Here is a 22,241-nt window from a genome sequence, read left to right as displayed (position 1 = left end):
GCTTAATTGCCGCTGCTTTCCGAGGAGTTATTGGCTACTGTAGACGATTTTGTAGACTCGTGAAATAGCTTACTTTGTGGGGATTTGAAAGAACTTGTAAACAGTACGAAGATACGAAAAGCCTTGCTAAATAATCACAAAACATAGCAGAGCAGATAAAAAACCCTTCTTAGTAATTCAATCTTTTCTAAAGCTAACATTATTAATGTGACAGCATTTATTAGTTTAGTTTAACATACGTACTGCATTTTCTATTTAGTTTTCAATATAAATTTTAAATTTATATTGAAAAACACGTTATTCTGTACTAAAACCCACTATACTAGTCTATATGGCAAGCAAAAATACTAAGGCCCAAAGCAAATTTCGTGACGATCTAGTTAAAAGTTGGGAGAATACTGACGGAGTGAATTTTGCTATAGCGTTAGCACGAATGACAGGTTGGCTTCTTCATGTAGATTGGTGGGGAACTGATAATACCCAAACTGAAAATAATATGGTTCCCTTAAGAGTTTATGTTGGAACAGATCGCGACATTATTTACGACTTTACAGGGAAGCGACGTATTGAAGCATTCAATCAGTACGTGATTTTACCGATTGCAAAAAAAAGGGCCCATCCTCCTATTGGCGCTGTTATAACAAGATTCTATAGTGAAGAAAAGCTTTTGAGCCTACCGTTAAGGGTTAAGGCCTCTGAAATTGAAATTACTAAGGCCGAAGATGCAATTAAAAATAATAAGAGTTTTTTAGATAAAATTATTGTACGACTAAATCCTCATATTCCAGCTGAATGGGCTGCACAATTTTCATTTGGATGGTGTACAGTCTATGCAGCTGCATTAGAAGATGTAAGAGGGTATCAGGCAACCGCCATTATAGTGTCAAGATATACTGAACAATTTCAGAATACAAAACCCGGTTTTTGCCATTGTGTTATTGTTCATCCTGATGGTGAAATGGAAGATTCCTGGGGAAAACAACCGGTCCAAAACGTCCTTGAGAGATTTGGCATCGAAGGGTATAGCCTAAGTAGGGAGGAGTATCAAAAAGCGTTAGAAAGCATCAAGATAAATTCCCATGAAAGATATGATGCAGCATACACAAAAGCATCAAACTTTCTTAAAGTTTTATAAGCTACTATAATTAAACCAACGCAATCAAATGGAAATAATTGCAGCGATAGAGCCCCTTTATAATGACCTGAAAGAATTAGGATTTCCCAAACTACTTAATGAAAATGAATTCGTAAGAATTACTAATAAGTTGAATCTGACCAATGAATTTTCGGAAGCATCTCAGGGCATCAAAAAGAGCAATGACCCTTTTGACTTCATGAATTTTTTCAACAAATCGGAAGATGAAGTCCTAGCTCGTTTCCTAAATAAGCAACTAACCATCTCCCGGGACCATTTTTTTAAGACCATAACCAATCTACTCGAAAATACAATTCCTCTTTTACAGTATATTCCGTCAATTGACGCTGTAATAGAGGACCTAGAGTCCATTGGTATTCAGACAGAATATATTCAAAGACTTCGATCTGCTTGGCAGAAAAAGGATGCAGACTATAAACAGAAAACTCACTACTTCACATCCCTACTAATAACAAGGTCTCAAAACATACCCGTTCAAGAATCTCATTACACGAAACTAAGACAAGATTTGTTAAATCATTCAGTGCTTTCCCCTCATGTCCCCGATTACATTATAAATAGCCCAGAGCTACAACATTTTTGGGAATTTATAAAATGCCAAGGCGGCTACCGTCCCCGAAGGGAATACCTTAACGATACTTTAAGTGCTCTCATTTCAGAATCCGATCAGCTAAGTGCCGTTCTGGCACATGACTTACTACAAAAGATCAAAGTCGAAATTAATCTAAACTATATAAATGAGTCATGGAGTAAATCGTTAATTAGATTAAATGCCGATCCCGATGGTGCAATAACATCAGCAAGATCCCTCTTAGAGACGGTTTGTAAGCACATTTTAGAAAATCTAAATATCGAATACGATGAGAATTTAGAATTAAACAAGTTATATAAGCAAACTGCAACAAACTTAAACCTATCACCAGAACAACATACGGAACAGATATTTAAACAAATTTTAGGAGGGTGCCAAACGGTGGTTGATGGATTAGCTGGGATTAGAAACAAGCACGGAGACGCTCATGGCTCAAATAGCAAAAAACTTAAGCCGTCGTCAAGACACGCTGAACTTGCTGTGAATTTATCTGGATCAATGTGTAAATTTTTACTAGAAACCTTCTCAGCAAGGAATAATAATCTATCCTTAAAAGTATAGAGTAGCGCTTTATACATGCCTAATATGGGTTTCAAACTGCCATCACGTTTAAACAAGAAAATCTCTTGCCAGATTCAGATCGATGCCAGCAAATTGACAAAACTCAACCACTGTTACCATATCTCCCTTTTTCTTACCTGTTGTCTGCCTTATCTGCTGCAGTATCTTCCTAGCTGTGCACTCACTTCTGCCAGTGATATTCATCACATCTTTTGCATAAATCACTATGCGGTTAGGTACTATTTTCTGCGAAAATGGCATAATCGGAATGGAAATTTTTCTGGGTTAAAATGCCGGCTTAGGTTTGGGGTGGTTACCGCAAATGTACTGCATCCTGCGCAGATGTGAGCCTAACGGGCTTGGCTATGTAAACAGCCCATTCTATCATTCAATTGTTTCTATATGGCAAGACAAAGTGGAATCATTCCCCTGAAAGGAACAATCGGCAATATCACCTTTTACAAAACGAAAGCCGGACACCTGGCACGTGAGAAAGGCGGCGTAGATGCCAGCCGGATTGCAACAGATCCGGCGTTTATCCGGACCCGTGAAAACGGCGCGGAATTCGGTCGTGCCGGCAAAGCCGGTAAGCTGTTACGTACAGCCTTCCGGGCGCTGCTCCTGAACATCGGGGATAGCTATATGTCATCCCGCCTGACCCGTGAAATGGTGAAGGTGATCCAGGCAGATGCAACCAATGTACGCGGTCAGCGCAACGTTATTGACGGTGAGGCGGAACTGCTCAAAGGTTTTGAGTTCAACAGTAATGCCCGATTGGGCGGTACGTTATACGCCCCGTTCACCACGGCCATTGATCGCGCTGCCGGTACCCTGGTTGCCGATATTCCGCCGTTCGTTCCTGTCAACATGGTGGCCGCTCCTGCAGGTGCCACCCATTTCAAAGTTTTGGCAGCTGGTGCGGAAATCGACTTCGAGGCAGAAACGTTCATCAACGGCAGTGCAGCAAGTGCTGAATTGCCCATCGATGCCACGGCTACTGCTGTCATGGCTTTGACAGTAAACGTGACAGACAACACTACTAAGCCGTTGTTCCTGGCTTTGGGTGTAGAGTTTTACCAGCAAGTTAACGGGGCTTTATATAGCCTTAAAAACGGCGCTTACAACGCGCTGGCACTGGTAGACATCTCCGGTATACCGGCAGCACCAAACCCATAATAACCGGCCTGTATGGGCCGGCTTTTCTTCACTTCTAAAATTGTGCGTATGAAACTTGCACAACGACTCACCGCATCGACACCACCTTTTTTCAGTAAGGTGCGCAATATAGGTTTGATCCTGACAGCGATTAGCGGCGCCCTGATGGGTATTCCCGCCATCCCCGCCATCATCGTGAAAATTGCCGGTTATATCGCTGTTGCCGGTACTGTCATGAGCGGGGTCAGTCAGACAGCAGTGTCAAAAGAAGGCGGTTAGACCGCTGTTAAATCGTTTCCCGGCTAAGGTGTGGTTACCTTTGGGATTTGTTTGGTTGTAAAGGCTTCCGCGCAAGCGGGAGCCTTTATCTTTTGCCCTGTAATTTCTCTTTAGCTTCAAATGCTTCAATTACAGCCATAACGTATTCTCTATTGATCGGTGAAAGTTGTTTGATTTTCTCTGCTAGTACGTCTTCTCGGTTAATATCTCTTATCAAAAAGTCCAGTGAACTATCCAGGACTTCCGCAATTCTGGCGGCTATTTCAATTGAGGGTTTTGATTCATCGCGTTCATACTTTCCTATAATATCCCGCGATGTGCCAGTCGCATCGGCCAGCTCCGTCTGTGTTAACTTTTTTTGTTTTCTGGCTATGGTAACTTTTTCACCAAACGTCATAATGGATGATTTTCGCGCTAAACTACTGATTTAAAATTTAATATGAAGTAGAGGCATCATGACGAACTAGCAAAGCCGGAAAAGTAGATTATTATCAACTTTTTATGACAATAAAATGACCCAAAACTCTACAAAACACGACATTTAAAGACTACTATTATCTACATTTTAGTTATATTTGTAGAAAATTATCAACTTTATGAAAAACCAGCCAAATGAAAGAAAAGCCAAACTGCATTATAAAAGTTCGGAGCGGCTCTGTCACTGGATAAAAGTGCCATGGTTAAACCTATCCGGCATATGGCTGCAAAGAGCCGGCTTTGATATTGGAGATAGCATCTCTATTGCTATCGAAAACCGAAAACTGATCATTACAATTACCCGCAAAGCGCCTCCAGAAAAACCATTTTGGCAGAAATAGGACAGCTCCACCTGAACACCAGGTGACTGAGGGCGGACTGTATCATGAACCGCCGCCCACAGGAACCCGGCAATTAACTGTTAACCCAAAACCATATTTAATGAAACACCGCAAAGCGCCGACTTAGTCCGGCAGCGAAAACCGTATTCTAATAGTTACCCCAACAGAATACAAACCAGGAATGCAACATTGTTTTTAACCTCTCCAACCATTTTTATGATTCATGTTTATACTGACACCTCAGTTATTGGAGGTTGTTTTGATAAGGAATTTAAAGAACACAGCAATGCGCTGCTTAATGAGTTCAGATTAGGTATAAAAAAGCTGCTTTTGTCTGATATAGTGATGATGGAGCTGGACCCTGCGAAAGATGAAGTAAAGGCCAAATTGACAGAAATTCCGAACCGTTATAAGATTGAGATCAAAGGCCATCCCAAAGCGATTAAACTGGCGGAAACCTATATTGCGGAAGGAGCTTTGAGCAATAAATGTTATAACGATGCACTACATATAGCGCTGGCTACGCTGCACGGTGCTGATATCCTCGCCAGCTGGAACTTTAAACATATTGTAAACCTTGACCGGATTAAACTCTATAATTCTATAAATTTGCGTATGGGGTACCGCATAATTGAAATCAGGACCCCGCGCGAAATCTTAAAGCCAAATGACCATGAAAAAAAGTAAAAAGTATGACGCAGTGGCTGAAGTAAGAAAAATCAGGGAAGAGTTAAGCCTGAAGTACTGGGGCCATCCTGATTTATTGTTGAAAGACCTGAAAGAAGCCAGGGAAAAATTTCACCTGGAACAAAAAGCCCTAAAAAGGCGCTAACCCTCCCCACCTCCTTTTTCCCAAATTCACAACAGCATTAGTAAAGGCTTGCCGGTATGGCAGATCGGCAATATTTTGCTGTGCCGGTAGGCTTTATGATAATTCACCTGTTTAGCCAGGTGCGGGGGCCGTGTGTTGGCGAGGCCGGGGCCGATCCATTGGGGGGACCACTGCGGTCTGGAGGCTGCCGAGCGTGAAAGAACCGCTTTTTCAAAGGAAGTAAACAGATAGGCCCGGGATAATCCCGGGCCTATCTGTTTACGGCATTAGTTTTATGCTGTTTACGGCTGCAAAGTACACTGTGACGACCTGCCGGCAGGTCAACTCCGGAAACTCCCGGGCAACGGCTTCCTGCTCGCGTGTGGTGAGCAAACGGCTGGCGCCATTAGCACAATTGTAGATGGCCCAGTAGGTAACAAACTTTTTAATGTAAAACATAATGGTTGTGTTTAGGGGGTTAAAAGGTTGGTGTTCAACGCTCCGGGGGGCAGCTTTTAAAAGAAAAAAGGGAAAAAAAGAAAGCCCTCTTCGCACCCAGCGCAGGTGGATCTACCAAAAGGAAACGGAATAAATGCGTGGGTGATGTCGTCCGATGGCTTGGTGTCGCTGGTGCAGGATAAAATGCTGAGAATATATTCTAAAGCTTTATGCCGTAGTCTTTTGGTAGATCCACCTGGTGCTGGGTATTTTTGCTTTCTTCTTTTTCGCTTTTTTCATTTAAATGCTGTCCCATTATGATCTCCGCTTTATTCTCCCCGTTCATCTCCCAGCTGTTGATCAGGGTACAAATGTTGGGCAGCTATAATCTCCCGCTAAATAGGATTACTGTCGCCCCGCCCCCGCCGCCCTTCCACCCCCGGCCGCTGCGGCGGCAGCCAGAGCGCAGGCCCTGGAGCGCAGCGGAAGGGCCAAGCGAGGGCGAGCCGCAGCTGGCCGCGCCTTCGACCTATGTCTGGCCGGGAGCGCCAGCGGACGGCAAAATCAAAAATGAAAGGCCGGGGGTGGCGGGCGGGGGGCGGACAAAATGGGCAGCGGAGGGATGGCAGGCATAAAGGCCACCAATTGTAAAAACAGCCCTTAGCCAGACCGGGAGCTGCCCGAACGAAGGCGGAGGGAGCGCGAAAAGGGTGACAGGACGGAGCGCAGCCCCTGTAGCGCAGCGGAAGGGGCAAGCGAGGGCCTGGCGCCCTTTTTGCCGACTGACGCCGGAGTGAGACCTTATTTCCCCTATTAATCTATTGGATATATATTCAGTATAAATTTGTATATTGTTCAAGCATAATGTTGTGAACATTAGCTTCATTTTTCAGTTATTTCATATATCAGATTGTGAACATGGACCTGTGAATTAGCCTTTTGTACAAATTAAATCAGGGATAGTTCCTATATTATTGAGATTTACCCTATATATCAATATTATACCCCTCTATTGAACATAGGTTATCTGAAAGCTGGTTTAATCACACCGTAGATATCTGGCAACAAAAAAGTAAAATAAAAAATTCCTCGAATGCCCATTTTATACTTTGATAATTTTAGAGGTTTTCAATCTACCTTTCTATCTCTGAAAGAGGTTAATTTTTTTATTGGAGAAAATAGTACCGGAAAAACTTCCGTTTTAAAATTACTAACTATCCTCTCTTCTCCCGGATTTTGGTACTACCAAAAATTCAACAACACAGAGATAAGTTTAGGTAGTTTTTCTGAAATTATTAGTTCTGATACTAATAAAGAGTTTTTTCAATTGGGTATCTTTAGTGAGGAAATCAATGACAATAATATTGCTATTAAGTTAAAGTTCATTGATGAAAACAATTTGCCAAGTCTTAAAGAAATTCGATTTAGAAATGATACCATTGACTTGCAAGCCTCAATTGATGGTCGTTTCCTCAAGTATCGATATGCTATTATAGCGGATGAAAAATTTAAAGGCTTAACTGTCGAGCAGTACTTTAAGAGTTGGATTGATAATAACGAATTGGATAATGATTTATTTTACCGGGAAGAAATTCAATTTACAGGAATTGAATCTATATTATCTACACTTCAAACAATAATTACTCGCAGAATAGAAAATGAAAAATCAACAAAATTATCATCGTCATTAGTTAAAATTACTAAACCCCAATTTTTAAATCCGATTGCCTATACTGCTCCTGTTCGTGCAGAACCTAGAAAAACCTATGATGACTTCACTCTGTCTTTTAGCTCAAGAGGAGAACACATTCCATATGTCTTAAGTGAGATTTTAGTTACTGGAGGTCCGGTAGAAGACATTCTTAAAAAATTCGGCTATGATAGCGGTCTTTTCGAAGACGTAAAAATAAATTTGCTTAATAGCAGTTCTGATAAGGGTATGTCTATTGAAATACTCATAGGGATTGGTGGGCGATTCGTTAATATAGCTAATGTTGGATTTGGAGTATCTCAAATATTACCCATACTTATCGAAATTATTGCGAGACCTAAGGAAACATATTTTGCCATTCAACAAACAGAGGTACATCTACATCCTAGAGCACAAGCCGCTTTGGGTGATTTTTTATTTAAGTCTAATAATCGTGATCATCAGAAATTCATTATTGAAACACATAGTGATTACACAATTGATAGATTTAGGCTTCGGGTAAATAGGGAATATCGAGAGAATTCATCAGCCACTATAGGTGACATTTCACAGGTTGTCTTCTTTAAGAGAGTAGGCGTAAATAACACATTGGATGTTATTGAGATTAGAAGCGATGGTTCATATTCAGAAGAACAACCTAAAGAATTTAGGGAATTTTTTATAAAAGAGCAACTAGACCTTTTAACAATTTAACCTTTATGTGCATTGTAGTAGATACAAATACATTAGCAAGTGTCTTTTCTCGTAATTCTGACAACCACGAAGAATTTGAACCTGTATTTACCTGGTTGATGGAAGGAAGGGGGAAAGTGGTATATGGAGGATCGAAATATGTTAAAGAGTTAAAGGAAAACTATTTGCGGCTGTTTGTTACTTTGAGAAGTATTCACAAGGCCGTGTATATAAGCAATGCTAAAGTCGATGCTTTAGAAGCGAACGTTTCACAGCAAATCGAACATCCTGATTTTGATGATCAACATTTAGTTGGCTTATTGATTGCCTCTGGATGCAAATTGGTCTGTTCGTTAGATAAACGAGCATACCCGTATTTTAAGCACAGTCTATTTTTTTCAAATACATCCAGCAGGCCTAAGATATATAGGTCACGTAATAATAAAGCTCTCTTGTCAGATGCGAATATTGCTGAGATTTGTAAGCCATGTATATCTACAACTAATGCTCAGCGAGAAAAACTTACAGCAGCACAAAAAATATTTGAGAAAAAATAAAATATAAAAACTATGGGAAGTACAGGTAGCGGATCTTTTAGCGATTACTCTCGGCATAAGCCGACCAACTCAGAAGGAGCTAACGGGGGATCAAGTGGAAAAGACAAATGTGGTGAAGCATTCAGTTGCTCATTGGAAGAAGTGGGACGATGTTTTTATTTTATTAACTATGGAAATGTCCCGCCAGTTGAAACAGAGGTTTTTGTTTCCTTTAATGGGGTTCGATTAGTTGTTGAAAATAAATTGAAGGAAGAGATTGGCTACCTCCCAACAAAATTTAATTATATTAAGTATTGTCTGGACGACAAATTTAAGTACGGAGGAACTGTAACAGCCTCATCAATTACTTCGACGCCTTCAGTGAATGTTGATATAGTTCCATTATTATGACAAGAAAAAAGATTTGCCTTATTGGAGATATTCTTGTTGATGTTACCTTAAAGACATTGACAACAGATGTTAAGCTTCGAATGGGAGGGATTGTACATGCTGCAAGGACTTTGTGGAGCTTGGATATTCCTTTCGGGGTTGCCTATTTTGCGCCATCTTATTTAGACAATTCTGTTTTTAAGTATCTGAATTCCCTTGGTTGCCAAGAAATAACTAAGCTAGGTAACGTGGTTGGATCGCCATATGTTTTTTTAATTTCAGAAGCTAAAGAAACAGGAGATCAGGGATACGAGTTTTTGTTGCGAGATGAGATTCAAATCGAATATGATGAGTCCGCATATGAAAAGATAAGAAGTGCAGATTATACAGATTATTTATTGATATCAGGTAATTATGATATGATAAATTTGATCGGGGCTTTGAATGGTCAAATCCATGTAGATGTCGCAAACAATATCGGTGACATTTCATTTTTCAATAAACTTTCTAAAAAGCTGAGCTCTATTTTTGTCTCTACCTCTTCGAATTTGTTTAAAAGTTTATTTGAAAATAATTTGGATGATTTCTTTAATCAGTTTCAAGATTATACGGATACGATAATTTTGAAGGAAAACAGGGGAGGTAGCCGTGGATTGGATTTTATTAGGAAAGAAAGTGCCTTTGCACCATCTCAAACTCGTCCAATCATGCATTCTGTTGGTGTAGGTGATGCTTATTTCGCAGCCTGTGTAGTAAAGCATAATCCTAGCAAGCTAAAAGAAGCAATGATTTTATCTTCATGGATTGCAGCAGAATATGCGGGAACAACATTTCCAGATGATTTTAAGAATAATGTAACGAGAATTCTCAAATCCAATTTGGTGGATCTGACTAATTTAGGTGGTACTTTCCTTCCTTGGGAAATTAGAAAAAAAATCAATATTTATATAGCAGCTCCTGATTTTGATTTCATAGATACAACTCCCATAAATAAATTAGTAGAAAATCTCATTTATCATAATTTCACACCTCGTAGACCTATAAAAGAAAATGGTCAAATGGAAGTGAATGCTACAAAAGCGCGAAGACAAGAACTTTTTGCCAAAGATATGGTTATGCTAAGTGAATGTTCTGTTCTAATCGGAGTACTGTTATATGATGATCCTGGCACTCTTCTAGAAATAGGCTGGGCGGCTGCGAAAGGTATACCAAGTATAGTTTATGATCCGTTTAATAGAGCTACAAACTGCATGTTAACAGAATTACCAGATGTAATTTCAAGCGATTTAGACGTAATAATTTCAGAAGTATTTATAAAAAGTAGTAATATATTTCGGTATGGGAAATAAAAATGGAGTCCTTTTAGCGTCTGGCGGGCTAGACTCAACGACTATGGCATATTGGCTGCTAGCCCAAGAAATTGACTTTGTTCCGCTATTTATTAATTACGGACAACATTGCGCCGAAACTGAGTTTGAAACATTAAGGAAGGTTATGCCCATTAACAAAATAGAAGAAATAGAATCAATTGATATTCAATCAGTTTATAAAAAATCAAAATCTAAATTTATCAAAGCCGCCGATCTCTGGAATGACGAAATTTCTGCGGACGATCTTTATATTCCTTATCGAAATTTATTATTATTAACAATTGGTGCTACATTTGCGCGCAATATTGGCTATTCTTATGTGTACTCGGCATTCATAAATAGTAATCATGCCAAAGAAATAGACTGTTCGAATGAATTTTTTGAAAAAATGGATGGCTTATTGAGTGATTACGGGTCAGTAAAAATAAGCATGCCATTCAGGTATAAATCAAAATATGAAGTTGCTAAACTTGGTATTGAATTGGGTGCTCCAATAGGAATTACATTTTCATGCCAGGCGTCCGCAATAATTCCGTGTGGAGCTTGCCCAAACTGCGTAGATAGACTAGAAGCTATAAGACAGATTGAACAAGAATATTAAAATAAAACAATATGAATTGCGCAAAAGATGCTAGAAAACTAGCTAACTTTATCACAGATTTAGGCGAAGAATTTACTGTATATAAAAAGAGTAATAACCTTTGCTACAATCACATTGGCGCACTTTATACCGACATTATATTACAATCGAGTTTGAATTACAAAACTGTTGTAAAGCCTAGAGTTGAAAGAGTACTAACCTTGTATCCTAATGCAAACACCGTAAATAAATTTGGAAAGCTTATTACCTCAGAAGGATTAGAAAACATTATAGTATGGAAAAATTCCACGAAATTGAATAGAATTAAGAGCGTCCTGGTATTTTCCCAAAAAAACAAAATAAATACGTGTACTGATCTAAAGCACTATCTAACCTTCCCTGAAAATCAGTTGAAGTTTCTGGAATTGAATGGAATTGGTCCCAAAACGTTAGACTACCTATTAAAATTACTTGACTTTGATACTGTGGCAGTTGATAGACATATATACTCTTTTGTTGAAATGGCGGAAGTAACAATAAACGACTACTACTCCACCAAAAAAGTAGTTGAATATGCCGCAGATTTTCTTGAAATTTCAAGATCCTCTTTGGACTACAGCATATGGCATTTTATGTCAACTAAATCTTCTATTAAAAAATCACAACTTGAACTTGAATTGGCCTAAACTTATCGAATACCAATTACAGGCAAACTATTACATTTCCCCGTAATTGGTATCATTTTAGAACCTAAAATTCATCAATAATTTCAACTACCTCCTGGGCAAATGGACTCTTATCAATTTGCATTTGGAGAACCCTCCTGAAATTATTTAATTCTCTTTGCTCAATGATCTCCTGCATCTTAGATCTTCCTTGATAATTTTTCTGCAAAATCATTTCTATTGCATCGTCTATTCCAGTCAAGGTACTGGGCATATCATAAAGGAAGGCATGCGGAGCATTTGAGAGATCAAGTTGAAACCAAGCCGGGTGCTTTCTAAACTTAGTTTCTATTGCATTTTCGACCAATCGATGACGTTTGTAAAATTGATGAGCTTTTTCTCGAATATTGCCCTTCAAATCACTCGGAATAACAACTCGTAATTTAAAATCTGTAAATTCCTTACCATCAAACCTCAATGGATTAGCAGAGCTAACACTGTCTACAAGACCTTTAACAAAGTTCTTATAGTAACCAATTGCCAGGGCCGTTGTAGGATACAAACTTAGATGTCCAAGTGCATAGTGCTCTTCGATTTTCTTAGCATATTCAGAGCACGCCGCTTTAATACTCGCCTCATCTTTCGGATTAAATCTAGGCATGTATATGCCATTAAAGTCAGTTGGCAACTTTATTCCCTCTTCGACCAACAAAAATGACTTATCGCGTCCCATCGCCCCTAAAAACAATGTCATTTCTAGTATTACATTATCTCTTGCTTCAAAAACCAAGCTACTATTAGTCAACGTCAAATCGTCCGCGGTAGCGACAAAAACACCAAAGTCAAAATACCCAACCATTCTGAGTAAGTTGTCAAATGTACTCCTGTTGACTTCCCAGACACCTGGATCTTGCCATAAGATGCAATCTCCGACGTTACTCAATTCGTCTCGAACAAGTTCTGCTACCTTATATGCACCCTTAGATGATCCTATAAAAATTTTTGGCTTATGATTCATAAAACTGTACTAATATGTGACTAAAGCATTTTTAACCGACCAACTACCTCGAATTTCTTTCGAAGCGTCTTCTATAAGTGTATCCAAATCCTCCTTCAACAACCTCAAATCTTTGACAATCATAGAATCTCCAAATGGTTTTTCACAACCATTTGGACTTTGAATACTAGTCCGATAATCAGGGTTATTAATAATAACATTGAGATGTCCAGATACTGCCTGCGCAATATCTATATCCTTCCCAGGACGATAATAAAGTAGGTTATTATCCATAGAATGAATAACTGAGGTAAGCTGAAAGCCTTTCAACAATTCCAAATCATTATCAGAGTCAGCTTTTAAAGTTTTGAGTAATCTGATTGCTCTCCTCGCCCCATCCATTGTCGCATCTCCCTTTTGATTTACCTGGTACAAATGCGCAAATGGATAGTCTGGCGTCAGGCTGGAGGCTTTAAACTTAATACCTCTATAATATTCATTACTAGTCCTTTCATATTCTTCGGTGTTATACCAGAAACAGAAAACGACATCAATCTTTCTCCATAAAGCTTTGTTGAAGACAGTAATACATTTTTCGTTAGAATCATCTACCTCATCATATATATCTCTCAAAATCTCCAATGCCTGCTTCCTCAATAGTTTTATATCATCCGGCGGACTCGAAAATGTATATGGGTTTGTATTAGGACGGCTGGGGTCCTGATAAACGTATCTATCAATAATGGTAAGCAGATCAATATCGCTATGCGCCTTGATATTAGTTCGTGTCGGCACAGAGCCCTGTTTTCTATACGCCCTCCCAAAGTGCAATCCAAACCCATCCTCCAAGTGCTTCATTATCCTATCAGCCGCCAATATTGTTCTGTCATTATACTTCTTATCGATAGGCTTCATTGACTCTAAGAAATATTTAATATTATCGGGAAGCCCGCTCGTTGAAAAGGACTTTGAGATAATTGACTCATTCAATTCTCTATCATACCTTCTGCTTTGGAGGTTTGATAACCTCTTTGAGTAATTCAAAATAGCCATAATTCTTTGTTGTGTTACGGGCATAGTAATCCTATATTACCTAAATAGTGAGTTTCACATTTAGCATAACATTACCTGAACCAATAATATTGGTACCCCGAAAGTTGTTAGTAATAAAAAAATGATGAAAAATAGATTGGCAAATAATCTAAGAATAGATTTACTGCGCAATGTAATATGCACCCATTATTTGAAGTTAAGTTTTGAGTCGAATGGGTGACAAAAGAGAACATTCACTAACCGCTTAATATCTTCATTCAATACATTTTTCGTCACTTCAACCTTTAGCGTCGGCATTGAAAATTTCCGGACAACTTGCGATTAAACAAAAAAAATGTATCTTGTCGCAAAAACCACCTTCAAACATACCATGTATAACATACATGGACTGCCTTCCCAAGCAATTTGAAGATTCGGAAAGCGGAGATTGTTGTCACATCTTCGCTTTTTTCATATAGCTAGAGTCTTTTTTTTATTAAATCTATTACCACTTTTAGTTCCTTTATAGTATCCTGTAATTCCTCACCCGCTTTCAGATACTCTAAAGGGAAATCCTTCTTAAGATATTCCATAAGTAGAAAATAAATTGGTCTCAGCATTGTTTTAAAATCAACTCTAGACTCTTCAAACAAAGACAAACACGCGCTATATCTTTCTTTGGCAATCAATAAAAACATATAGTTTGAGACCTGGTTGAGGACTGAATTAACAGATGAAGACAAATCTTTATCCTCATTATCAGTTTCAGTTATAACCTTCGATAATTCCTTATAAGTATTTTGAAAATAATGCAAGGCCTCTTCTTCCCGATCATTCCACAGCAGAATGCGTGCATACAACAATTTATCGGACAGATCCAGCTCTTCGAATGGAGGAAGATGTTTTTTAAATAAGTGTAGGGCATACTCTTTTTTATTCGCCCGGCCACTTGCATAAATACTACCTATAAAACAAGTGACTCCGTTTCCACTCTCAAGTTCTAACGACTTTTCAAACATTTCATCTGACGCTTCGTAATTTTTATTATCGCTATATATGTGTGCCAATTGATGTGCTGATTCAGCATCTTTATGCTGAACACCCAATTCAAACATTTCTATTGCCTTTCTTGCATCCTTCAATTCCTCCATATATAGATCCCCTAAAAGACAGTAGGCTTTTACAATCCCCGCATCAATAGCCTTTTTGAAATAGAACTCGGCCTTGGAGAAATTTGGGCGCCTCCTAACACGGTACCAGATACCCATATTTATGAGAGCATCTTTTTCATTCAATCTTATAGCCTCATTGAAATACTTTTTAGCATTCTTTGTATCATTAATTGTTGCATATAAAATACCCAGCTTTGAATTCGCACTCTCAACTTTTGCAATAATAGCCTCAGAATACAGTTTTTGGGCCTTGTCAAATTCTTTCTCACGAAGAAATATATCCCCAAGAAAAATCAGAGAAGACTTGAAATTCTTTTTAATTGCCTGTCTATGATACTGCTCCGCCTCTACAAGATCATGCCTGTACTTATAAGCTATATTCCCCATTCTACTTGCAGCGTACGGATGAATAGTCTTCTGCTGAAGGCTATTTTTAAGATAATACTCGGCTTTTTCAATATCACGTATATGATCCTCATAAATAATCCCCAGTATAAGAGCAGCACTAGCATCGTTCTCATCAAAAGATAATACATACTCTGCGGCCTGTACACTTTTACTATAGTTTCCTGTGACCAAAAAAAGCCATGTTGCAATTCTATAATACTGTATATCTTTCGTTGTTACCTGCTCCAATAGTTCAAGAGCCTGATCAAATTTCTTCTCTTCCGTAAGTGATTGAATTTTTTGATAAATAAAATCACCAGGGGCAAATGACTTAGCCAACCTTTCTGGAAGTTTAGATTTAGTCTCTTTGTATAGGAGCATTTTTAGCTCTTGAGGAACATTTTCACAAGATAGAAAGGTATTTCCCATATCAATTGCGGCATTAACATCGAATTCTCCCCCCTTCAAATTATCTATGTGCGCAGCGACCCTTTTAGCTAGCTCGGTCTCATCACACCAGGCATCGAAGAATCTAACAAGCCAGATAATACTATCTTTATCATGCTTCCTACCAAAACGCATGAGATACCATATATTCATAAAGCGTTCACGGATTCGATACAAATGATTCTTTGTATTTGTACGTACAATTTCTATCATTTGATTTTTCTCTAAGGCAGCAAGAATAGATGATACATTCTTACTTTCGAAACGTGTAAGCCTGGTTATCTCTTTTACAGACACGGCATCCCATTTTCTGGCAATGACATCAACTACTTTTTGTTGCTGGGGTGACAACTGGTCTAATTCTGCTTTATATAAAAAAGTAAGAGTATCTATCAATATGTATAGATCATTTATCGCCTTACCATTTTCGTTGTCAAGAAAAATCTGGAATAGATATGAAATAGTTCTCGGAACTCCTCCGGTCAACCTTCTCAGAGCCTCAACTCTACCTGGATGATTCTCGATTATATAACGTATATCCTCCTCTGCTCCATATTGGCTTCCAATTCTGAGTAGCATAACCTCACATTCTTCACGACTTAGGCCAGCCAATGTTGTTATATCAAAATAGTTGTAAGGAGGTTCCTCATAATTGATATATCCATCAAAATAAGAAGTCGAAGAAGCCAATAAATGAAAATTTAAATTGGTTGTGAATACCTCTTTAAATTTTTCTCTCGCCTGTTGATCTAATTTCCTCAAGAAAATGCTTATATTCTCAATAAATAAAACAACGTTCCTGTCTTCTTTTTTTAACCGCTTATCCAATAGATCAAACACTAAAGGTTCATAACCTTTAGCGTTGTTAGTGAGAATTTTCTCAATTTCCCTATAGAAACCAATCCAGCCAAAATTATCCTCAAGTACGCTTGCAACTGTCTCCCACAGATTCACCAGTTCTGACAAATTATATTGTTCTTCAGTTAGCATGATGGGAAACAACCTACCCTTTAAATCCTGATCGGACTCGATTTGATATTTCAATCTATATAAAAGTGTTGTTTTACCGGCACCACGTTGTCCTATTACCAAATTCGGCCGCAGCTTAACATTTCCTCCCCCCAACCGTTTGATATTGTTGTATATCTGTTCAAACTCCTTGATTCGAATTACAAACCCCTCTACAAGAATTTCCCTTGACTTATTTCCGGTGTTGTTTCTAAAAAGCAAATCCTCTTTCTTGGCCTTAGCAATCATATGACGATTATTTTCTCGTCAAAGGTAATGACGATTATTTTCTTGTCAAAATATTTTGACATTTTTTTTATCGTCAAAATAAAATATACAATTAACATAAATTATAATTTATTTATTTTAAACAAATTATCTCTTATCTTTTGAAATAGTGTCAAATGACAGGAGATTAAACATCGCCCGCATCCTGCTCCTCAACCTATTCCCATATACCTCCTCCAACTCCTGGCTATTCAGATTCGTTGTGATATGAGTGAGCATCTTATTGGAAATAAACAGGTCATACCGCGACAGCAATATCTCCCCCATCACATTACAGTTATTCCCCCAGTAGTTCACCGTCTGCGCCACGCCCAGGTCATCAAAGCAGTGTACCCGCGGCACATTGGTATACGGAAAAAACGCGTTGGTGCTATACCGGCTGATAACATCGTACCCGATTTTGCTGAACTCAAAGCTGATCTGCCGGCAGGATACCATATGCGGCCGGTATGACTCCGATGCCAGGGCTCTCATGAGCGTCATGAGGGAGGTTTTACCGCATCCGATCTTGCCGGTAAGGAGTATGCCTTTATGCAGGTCGATCCCTTCCGCAGCGGCTATTGCTTCGTCCTGCAGAAAGTAAGCCAGTAGTTTGACCACCACCGGCCGGTCCACATCATCGAGCCAGAACCGGGGACCATAAATATTCTTTCCATGTTCCTCCAGCTGCTGGAAGAGCTGATAGTAATCATAGGGGCTCTGAGTAGCTTTTGTCTTCATTGGTGTGGAGCCTTCCTGCCCCGGTTGATGGTCTGATATGTTTGTCATGATGATCGGGTTTGGGTGGGTGAATGTTGAGAATCCATTTGTGGGCGGCGGCCTGCCAGTCGGTGATCAGCGTTTTACCGCCCTGCCGCCAGCCATTGGCCTGGTAGTGATGGAAGAATTTGCCGGCTTCCACCTCCGGGTACCGGCAGGCGGTAAAGAATTCCTGCACCTCGGACAGCGAGGGAAGAATCCGCGCGGCGCCGGGTAGATTTTCCGCGCCGGGTGCATCCGGATCGTGCTGGAGGTTTTTAGTTTCATTTTTAATTTTTTTAGTTGGGGGCGGGAGCCTGTTTTCTCTCCCACGTTTACTATTGTTTATATGTTTATTAAAGTGGCCCACTTTTGGGCCTGTATGTGGCCCGGAATTGGGCCATGTGTCAGGCTCAATATTGGGCCTCCTATGTGGCCCAGTTTTGCGCGGGTGCTGTGGCTCACTTTTGGGCCTCATGGAGGCGGCTTTAGGGTCTTGGAACAGAAACAGCTGTTCAGGGTGGGGATCGGCGATAAAATCGGCCAGGGGAATGATGGACACGTAACTGGCGGCATAAGCCTGCCGGGCCTGTGCGTAGATGACGTAGCGGCAATGGTCCAGGTGCTTCAGGCAACGTACATAGGTGCTCCGGGAGCCGATGCAGGAAAGGCTCATGACTTCTTCGCGCAGGATGGGAAAGGGATTCTGGAAACGGTGATAGTTCCAGACCTGAAACAATGCCAGGTAGAGGCTTACATGATTAGCCTGTAAGCGGGTTTCTTTCCGCACCTGTGCGAAGAAAGCATTGAGGTGTCTGATGTAATTGGTATGAGCTGCTGGCGCCGGCATCAGGAACGCTTAACAGATTTCCGGGTGCCTTCCATGAGCTGGAGGATGTCGTCGTAGTCGTAGAAGATTAAGCCGCCGATTTTGGTGAAGGACAGCGTACCGTTGATACGCATGTTTTGAAGGGTGCCGGGAGAAATGCCCAGCATGTCGCGGACTTCGTAAGTTTTAAGCCATTTCTTGGGTTGGAGGGCCGGGGCGTTGACGAGCTCCCGTAATTCCCGGAATAATTCTGTTTTGAAGATCGCCAGATCTTCGCGGGTGAGAATTTCTGCTGCCATAAGGTTTGGGTTTGTTTGTTATGGCAGCAAAAGAAAAATTATTACACACGCAAGAATAGTTACAGGGGTTTTACAACCCCTTGTAACTATTTGATTTTCAAAAGAAAGAATTTTATATAATTATTTTTACAATATTGGAATCGGTGCACGATATACAAAATCAGAATTGTTGCAGGAGACAATCGAGGATTAGGTAGGCTACGACGCTTAGCCCTTTATTTGACTGGTTGACCAGCTGCATCAGGATATCGCGTACAGACTTTGACACGGCGGCATTGTCGTTGTAAAAGTTGTTCCGGAGGCTACTGGGAGAAATACTGTCTTGCTTTACGGAAGTGAAGAAATAGGAAAAGAAGTCCAGGACTTCCGCCCTGTTTTTGTTGACATAAATACCGCTATCCAGCAGCAGCTTTAGAATGTGGCCAATCTGGGAAACAGAAAAAATGGTCTGCACCTTAAAGTCTTTCCAGCGACTTAATTCCTCCGGCAGGTGCGCTGCGCCCGATGAGGCGTTGATTTCCTTATGGTAGGCAATTTCTTCTGCCAGCCACGATTGCATTTTATATTGAAGCGGAGAACGCCGGGAATTGAATACAAACGCGGGTTTCTGGGAGGCCTGGCTAGTTTTCTTCTGAAGAAACATGAGCCGTTCCAGCTTTTCCCGGAAGGTAGAATAGGTTTTCAGTTCTTCGGTAATCATAGCGCACCAGTATTCAAAATAATGGACGCTGTTAAAATTGATAAACAGTAACAGGTCGTGCAGCTTTTGCGGGAATATGGATTGCTCTCCACTGACATCGAGCAACTGAAATAACCGTTTATTCATTTCCGTTAGATAATGCAGCTGCCGGTAGGTGATCGGGAAACTGGTATGGTTGTTCTTTATTAGCTCTACGAAAGGCATAAATACAACATTTTGCAGTTGCTCATCTACGCCGGAAGATAGAAAGCCGACTTTCAGTAATGGTACGTCTTCCCGGAATTTCGTCTGGGCTTTTAAATGGTAGGATGGCGGGACTTTGCAGTCAATGTCGAGATACCGTTCAAATTTTTGCTCAAGATGTGCCAGTAGTTCGGCCAGATGGAGATAAAGGATTTGGTAGAGGTTTGACCAGGTGTTCTTCCCTGTGGACATGGCATCATCGACAAGACTCTCTGCCGGCAGGCTTTTGGCTACGCTATTCATCAGCGCGACCAGCTGTCGCTGGCTTTGTTGTATGAACCTTCCAATCTGCTTTTCCTTTCGGAGGTCGTACAGGTACTTGCCGGTGCATTCCAGGATCTTGTTTTTTTCGTTGATGATGTCTTTAACGGCTTGCGTGTAAAACTGTTCGTCGGGGTGTTTTTGTTCGGTTGAGGCCTGTTGCAAATCAACATGAATAAATTTTTCAAAAAAGGATAATGGATAATACTGTTGCATATTGTAGGTTTTAGAATGCGCGCGAGTATGGTTCTGGTTGTGTAATGGCCATTCAAATATCACATGATCGGGGTTGTGATACACTGAGTATCAACAGGGGCTGCAATAAATAATTTTAGGAGGATAGAAACCGTTAATCAATTGTTAATGTCGAATTTGTAATAGTCGGGAACCCGCTCTGGTCCCCGACCTTGACAAGTTAGATTCACGCTACAGCCTTGCTCAGCATGGATTCCGGCAATTTAAGGTTAAACCGTTGCTTCAGTACCTGCATATCTTCACTTACTTTACTAGCTACTATCTTAGCATATATCTGCGTAGTGCGTATGGATTTATGCCCCAGCATAGCGCTTACTGTTTCGAGTGGTACACCATTGGCCAGCGTAACAGTGGTGGCAAAGGTGTGCCGCGCGGTGTGCGTGGTAAGGTTCTTATCTATGCCGCAGAGATCAGCTATTTCCTTGAGGTATCCGTTAAAGCGTTGATTACTTTTGATGGGCAGCAACACATTGTTGGCAACGCAGTACGGATGCTCGCGATATTTCCGCAATATCTCTTTGGCTAACGGTAACAAGGGAACGTTTTCACGGCACCAGGTCTTTTCCCTGTTCTTCACAATCCAGTCTTCCCCGTCGAAATATTTAGCGATGCTGTCGGGAGTGAGCAGCTGGGCATCTTTATAGGCGTAGCCGGTAAGCGTCATGAACACATAGGCGTCTTTTGCTTCCTGCAGGCGGGGAATGGTGAATTCTTTATGATACAGTGCGCTGAGTTCTGCCACGGTGAGTATATCCCGCTCCGGGTTAATATAGGAACACACATAATCCTGCAAGGGGTTACATTGCAACCATTTCCGCTGGACTGCCAGTTTTAACAGCTGCTTGGTGTTCTTCAGGTATTTCATAGCGGTGTTATCCTGGATACCTTCCGTAAGGGTGAGATAGTCGAAGAAATCTTCCGCAAAGGAAAACTCAATTCTTTCGAGGGGGATATCTTTCATTTTGAGAACACCAGAAAGAAAGGCGGTAATCTTATCCTTGGTAGTGAGCCATTTTTTGTAGGTGCTGTTTTCCCGCTTTCCCTTGTCTACTTTTTCTTTAAACTTCCCATTGTGAAAATCTACGACCTGCAGTAGTGTTTGTTTTTCCTGATGAACACCCAGGTAAGCATTTTTAATCATAGTGGGGGTAACGGTTGATCCCTGCTTCTTCAACAGGTTGTAGTGACGGAGCAGTTCACCTTTAACGTGTTGAATCTGGTTATTGATTTCAATGACCTCCGCTGATCTGCCAATTACAGCGCTGGCTCTCTTATCAAATTTGGAAGGGTCAACCTGATAGCCGATAGAAAAGCCATCTTTAGGTAATCCGGTAACAGTCATACGGACGCAGATAGTTGCTTTGCCGTTTGGATTCAAAGTGTCGTACCGGAGATAAAAGAGGATTGATAAATCTTGACTTACTTTCATAGTCTACTAAGTTTTGGTTACCGATTTTTGGTGTTGTTTGGTGTTTTTTGGATTGGTTTACAAGTCGCCAAACCCTTTGCCGGTAAGCATCTCCGAAAAAATCGTCTACAGTAAATTAAAAAATTTTACTGTAGACGATTTTGTAGACTCTCAAAATCGTTTGATATGATTTATCTTTTCATACCAAAAGCAGAAAAGCCGCTTAAATCCTACGATTCAAGCGGCTTTAATTTCCTTTGATATTCTTGTGGTGATCCCGTTGGGACTCGAACCCAAGACCCATACATTAAAAGTGTATTGCTCTACCAACTGAGCTACGGAATCTTACCATTTATTTTTTTGTCTTTTTTTGACACCCCGTTTGTTATTGGGAGTGCAAAGATATGAATTATTCTATTCCAGCCAAATATTCTATCAATATT

24 protein-coding genes and 1 tRNA gene are annotated in these 22,241 nt (G+C 40.2%); 13 read left to right on the top strand and 12 right to left on the bottom strand.

Annotated features, from left to right (window positions below; all coding sequences use genetic code 11):
- Positions 1-331 precede the first annotated feature (331 nt).
- Together ABR189_RS03470 and ABR189_RS03465 are read left to right on the top strand one after the other, a co-directional pair.
- Positions 332-1,135, top strand: coding sequence for a hypothetical protein (locus ABR189_RS03470; RefSeq protein WP_354659048.1), 804 nt, complete (start codon positions 332-334; stop codon positions 1,133-1,135).
- 28 nt (positions 1,136-1,163) lie between these two features.
- Positions 1,164-2,309 carry an abortive infection family protein gene (locus ABR189_RS03465; RefSeq protein WP_354659047.1) on the top strand — a complete coding sequence of 382 codons (1,146 nt, stop codon included), beginning with the start codon at positions 1,164-1,166 and terminating at the stop codon, positions 2,307-2,309.
- Between the two features lie 48 nt (positions 2,310-2,357).
- Here the strand turns inward: ABR189_RS03465 and ABR189_RS03460 are convergent, their stop codons facing one another.
- Positions 2,358-2,570 (bottom strand): hypothetical protein, encoded by a 213-nt coding sequence (locus ABR189_RS03460; protein WP_354659046.1) that lies wholly within the window; start codon positions 2,568-2,570, stop codon positions 2,358-2,360.
- Between the two features lie 141 nt (positions 2,571-2,711).
- Between ABR189_RS03460 and ABR189_RS03455 the strand changes: the two genes are divergently transcribed.
- The gene (locus ABR189_RS03455; RefSeq protein ID WP_354659045.1) at positions 2,712-3,485 is read left to right on the top strand and encodes a hypothetical protein; all 774 of its coding nucleotides are present in this window, start codon (positions 2,712-2,714) and stop codon (positions 3,483-3,485) included.
- A gap of 48 nt (positions 3,486-3,533) precedes the next feature.
- Positions 3,534-3,743: a hypothetical protein gene (locus tag ABR189_RS03450; protein ID WP_145670804.1), complete on the top strand. Its 210-nt coding sequence runs from the start codon at positions 3,534-3,536 to the stop codon at positions 3,741-3,743.
- Between the two features lie 85 nt (positions 3,744-3,828).
- Here the strand turns inward: ABR189_RS03450 and ABR189_RS03445 are convergent, their stop codons facing one another.
- Complete coding sequence (locus ABR189_RS03445; RefSeq protein ID WP_354659044.1) at positions 3,829-4,140, bottom strand: helix-turn-helix domain-containing protein; 312 nt, start codon at positions 4,138-4,140, stop codon at positions 3,829-3,831.
- A gap of 199 nt (positions 4,141-4,339) precedes the next feature.
- On the opposite strand from ABR189_RS03445, the gene ABR189_RS03440 reads away from it, so the two are divergent.
- From ABR189_RS03440 to ABR189_RS03430, 3 genes are all read left to right on the top strand, one after another.
- Positions 4,340-4,561 (top strand): SymE family type I addiction module toxin, encoded by a 222-nt coding sequence (locus tag ABR189_RS03440; protein WP_145670806.1) that lies wholly within the window; start codon positions 4,340-4,342, stop codon positions 4,559-4,561.
- A gap of 216 nt (positions 4,562-4,777) precedes the next feature.
- Complete coding sequence (locus ABR189_RS03435; RefSeq protein WP_211977237.1) at positions 4,778-5,248, top strand: PIN domain-containing protein; 471 nt, start codon at positions 4,778-4,780, stop codon at positions 5,246-5,248.
- Positions 5,235-5,393, top strand: a complete 159-nt coding sequence (locus ABR189_RS03430; RefSeq protein WP_168764094.1) for a hypothetical protein — start codon at positions 5,235-5,237, stop codon at positions 5,391-5,393. The genes ABR189_RS03435 and ABR189_RS03430 overlap by 14 nt, the downstream gene beginning before the upstream one ends.
- 258 nt (positions 5,394-5,651) lie before the next feature.
- On the opposite strand, the gene ABR189_RS03425 is transcribed toward ABR189_RS03430, so the two are convergent.
- Positions 5,652-5,831, bottom strand: a complete 180-nt coding sequence (locus ABR189_RS03425; RefSeq protein ID WP_354659043.1) for a hypothetical protein — start codon at positions 5,829-5,831, stop codon at positions 5,652-5,654.
- A gap of 1,072 nt (positions 5,832-6,903) precedes the next feature.
- Between ABR189_RS03425 and ABR189_RS03420 the strand changes: the two genes are divergently transcribed.
- From ABR189_RS03420 to ABR189_RS03395, 6 genes are read left to right on the top strand one after another with little or no spacing between them, the layout of a single operon-like run.
- Positions 6,904-8,214: an AAA family ATPase gene (locus tag ABR189_RS03420; RefSeq protein ID WP_354659042.1), complete on the top strand. Its 1,311-nt coding sequence runs from the start codon at positions 6,904-6,906 to the stop codon at positions 8,212-8,214.
- A gap of 5 nt (positions 8,215-8,219) precedes the next feature.
- Positions 8,220-8,750 (top strand): PIN domain-containing protein, encoded by a 531-nt coding sequence (locus tag ABR189_RS03415; protein ID WP_354659041.1) that lies wholly within the window; start codon positions 8,220-8,222, stop codon positions 8,748-8,750.
- 12 nt (positions 8,751-8,762) lie between these two features.
- Entirely contained in the window at positions 8,763-9,140 is a 378-nt protein-coding gene (locus ABR189_RS03410) for a hypothetical protein (protein WP_354659040.1), read from the top strand.
- A complete protein-coding gene (locus tag ABR189_RS03405; RefSeq protein WP_354659039.1) occupies positions 9,137-10,468 on the top strand; it encodes a nucleoside 2-deoxyribosyltransferase in 1,332 nt (443 codons plus the stop codon). The genes ABR189_RS03410 and ABR189_RS03405 overlap by 4 nt, the downstream gene beginning before the upstream one ends.
- Positions 10,458-11,090, top strand: a complete 633-nt coding sequence (locus ABR189_RS03400; protein ID WP_354659038.1) for a 7-cyano-7-deazaguanine synthase — start codon at positions 10,458-10,460, stop codon at positions 11,088-11,090. The genes ABR189_RS03405 and ABR189_RS03400 overlap by 11 nt, the downstream gene beginning before the upstream one ends.
- 11 nt (positions 11,091-11,101) lie before the next feature.
- On the top strand, positions 11,102-11,755 hold the full coding sequence (locus ABR189_RS03395; RefSeq protein ID WP_354659037.1) for a hypothetical protein: 654 nt from the start codon (positions 11,102-11,104) through the stop codon (positions 11,753-11,755).
- A 64-nt stretch (positions 11,756-11,819) separates the two neighbouring features.
- On the opposite strand, the gene ABR189_RS03390 is transcribed toward ABR189_RS03395, so the two are convergent.
- The 9 genes from ABR189_RS03390 to ABR189_RS03350 all read right to left on the bottom strand — a co-directional run bounded on the left by ABR189_RS03390 (position 11,820) and on the right by ABR189_RS03350 (position 22,143).
- Positions 11,820-12,752 carry an STING domain-containing protein gene (locus ABR189_RS03390; RefSeq protein ID WP_354659036.1) on the bottom strand — a complete coding sequence of 311 codons (933 nt, stop codon included), beginning with the start codon at positions 12,750-12,752 and terminating at the stop codon, positions 11,820-11,822.
- A 9-nt stretch (positions 12,753-12,761) separates the two neighbouring features.
- The gene (locus tag ABR189_RS03385) at positions 12,762-13,808 is read right to left on the bottom strand and encodes a nucleotidyltransferase family protein (RefSeq protein WP_354659035.1); all 1,047 of its coding nucleotides are present in this window, start codon (positions 13,806-13,808) and stop codon (positions 12,762-12,764) included.
- Positions 13,809-14,242: 434 nt separating this feature from the next.
- Positions 14,243-17,026, bottom strand: a complete 2,784-nt coding sequence (locus ABR189_RS03380; RefSeq protein ID WP_354659034.1) for a tetratricopeptide repeat protein — start codon at positions 17,024-17,026, stop codon at positions 14,243-14,245.
- Between the two features lie 126 nt (positions 17,027-17,152).
- Positions 17,153-17,833, bottom strand: a complete 681-nt coding sequence (locus ABR189_RS03375) for a hypothetical protein (RefSeq protein WP_354659033.1) — start codon at positions 17,831-17,833, stop codon at positions 17,153-17,155.
- On the bottom strand, positions 17,754-18,653 hold the full coding sequence (locus ABR189_RS03370; RefSeq protein WP_354659032.1) for a hypothetical protein: 900 nt from the start codon (positions 18,651-18,653) through the stop codon (positions 17,754-17,756). The genes ABR189_RS03375 and ABR189_RS03370 overlap by 80 nt, the downstream gene beginning before the upstream one ends.
- A complete protein-coding gene (locus tag ABR189_RS03365; RefSeq protein ID WP_354659031.1) occupies positions 18,653-18,931 on the bottom strand; it encodes a helix-turn-helix domain-containing protein in 279 nt (92 codons plus the stop codon). The genes ABR189_RS03370 and ABR189_RS03365 overlap by 1 nt, the downstream gene beginning before the upstream one ends.
- A 160-nt stretch (positions 18,932-19,091) precedes the next feature.
- Positions 19,092-20,351, bottom strand: coding sequence for a hypothetical protein (locus ABR189_RS03360; RefSeq protein WP_354659030.1), 1,260 nt, complete (start codon positions 20,349-20,351; stop codon positions 19,092-19,094).
- 205 nt (positions 20,352-20,556) lie between these two features.
- Entirely contained in the window at positions 20,557-21,819 is a 1,263-nt protein-coding gene (locus ABR189_RS03355) for a site-specific integrase (RefSeq protein ID WP_354659029.1), read from the bottom strand.
- Between the two features lie 248 nt (positions 21,820-22,067).
- Positions 22,068-22,143 (bottom strand) — tRNA-Lys (locus ABR189_RS03350).
- Positions 22,144-22,241: the final 98 nt, after the last annotated feature.

The organism is Chitinophaga sp. H8 (assembly GCF_040567655.1).
GTDB classification, from domain to species: Bacteria; Bacteroidota; Bacteroidia; order Chitinophagales; family Chitinophagaceae; genus Chitinophaga; species Chitinophaga defluvii.
The sequence above is the reverse complement of the archived record's forward strand: the minus strand, read 5'-3'. Positions and strand labels throughout refer to the sequence as shown.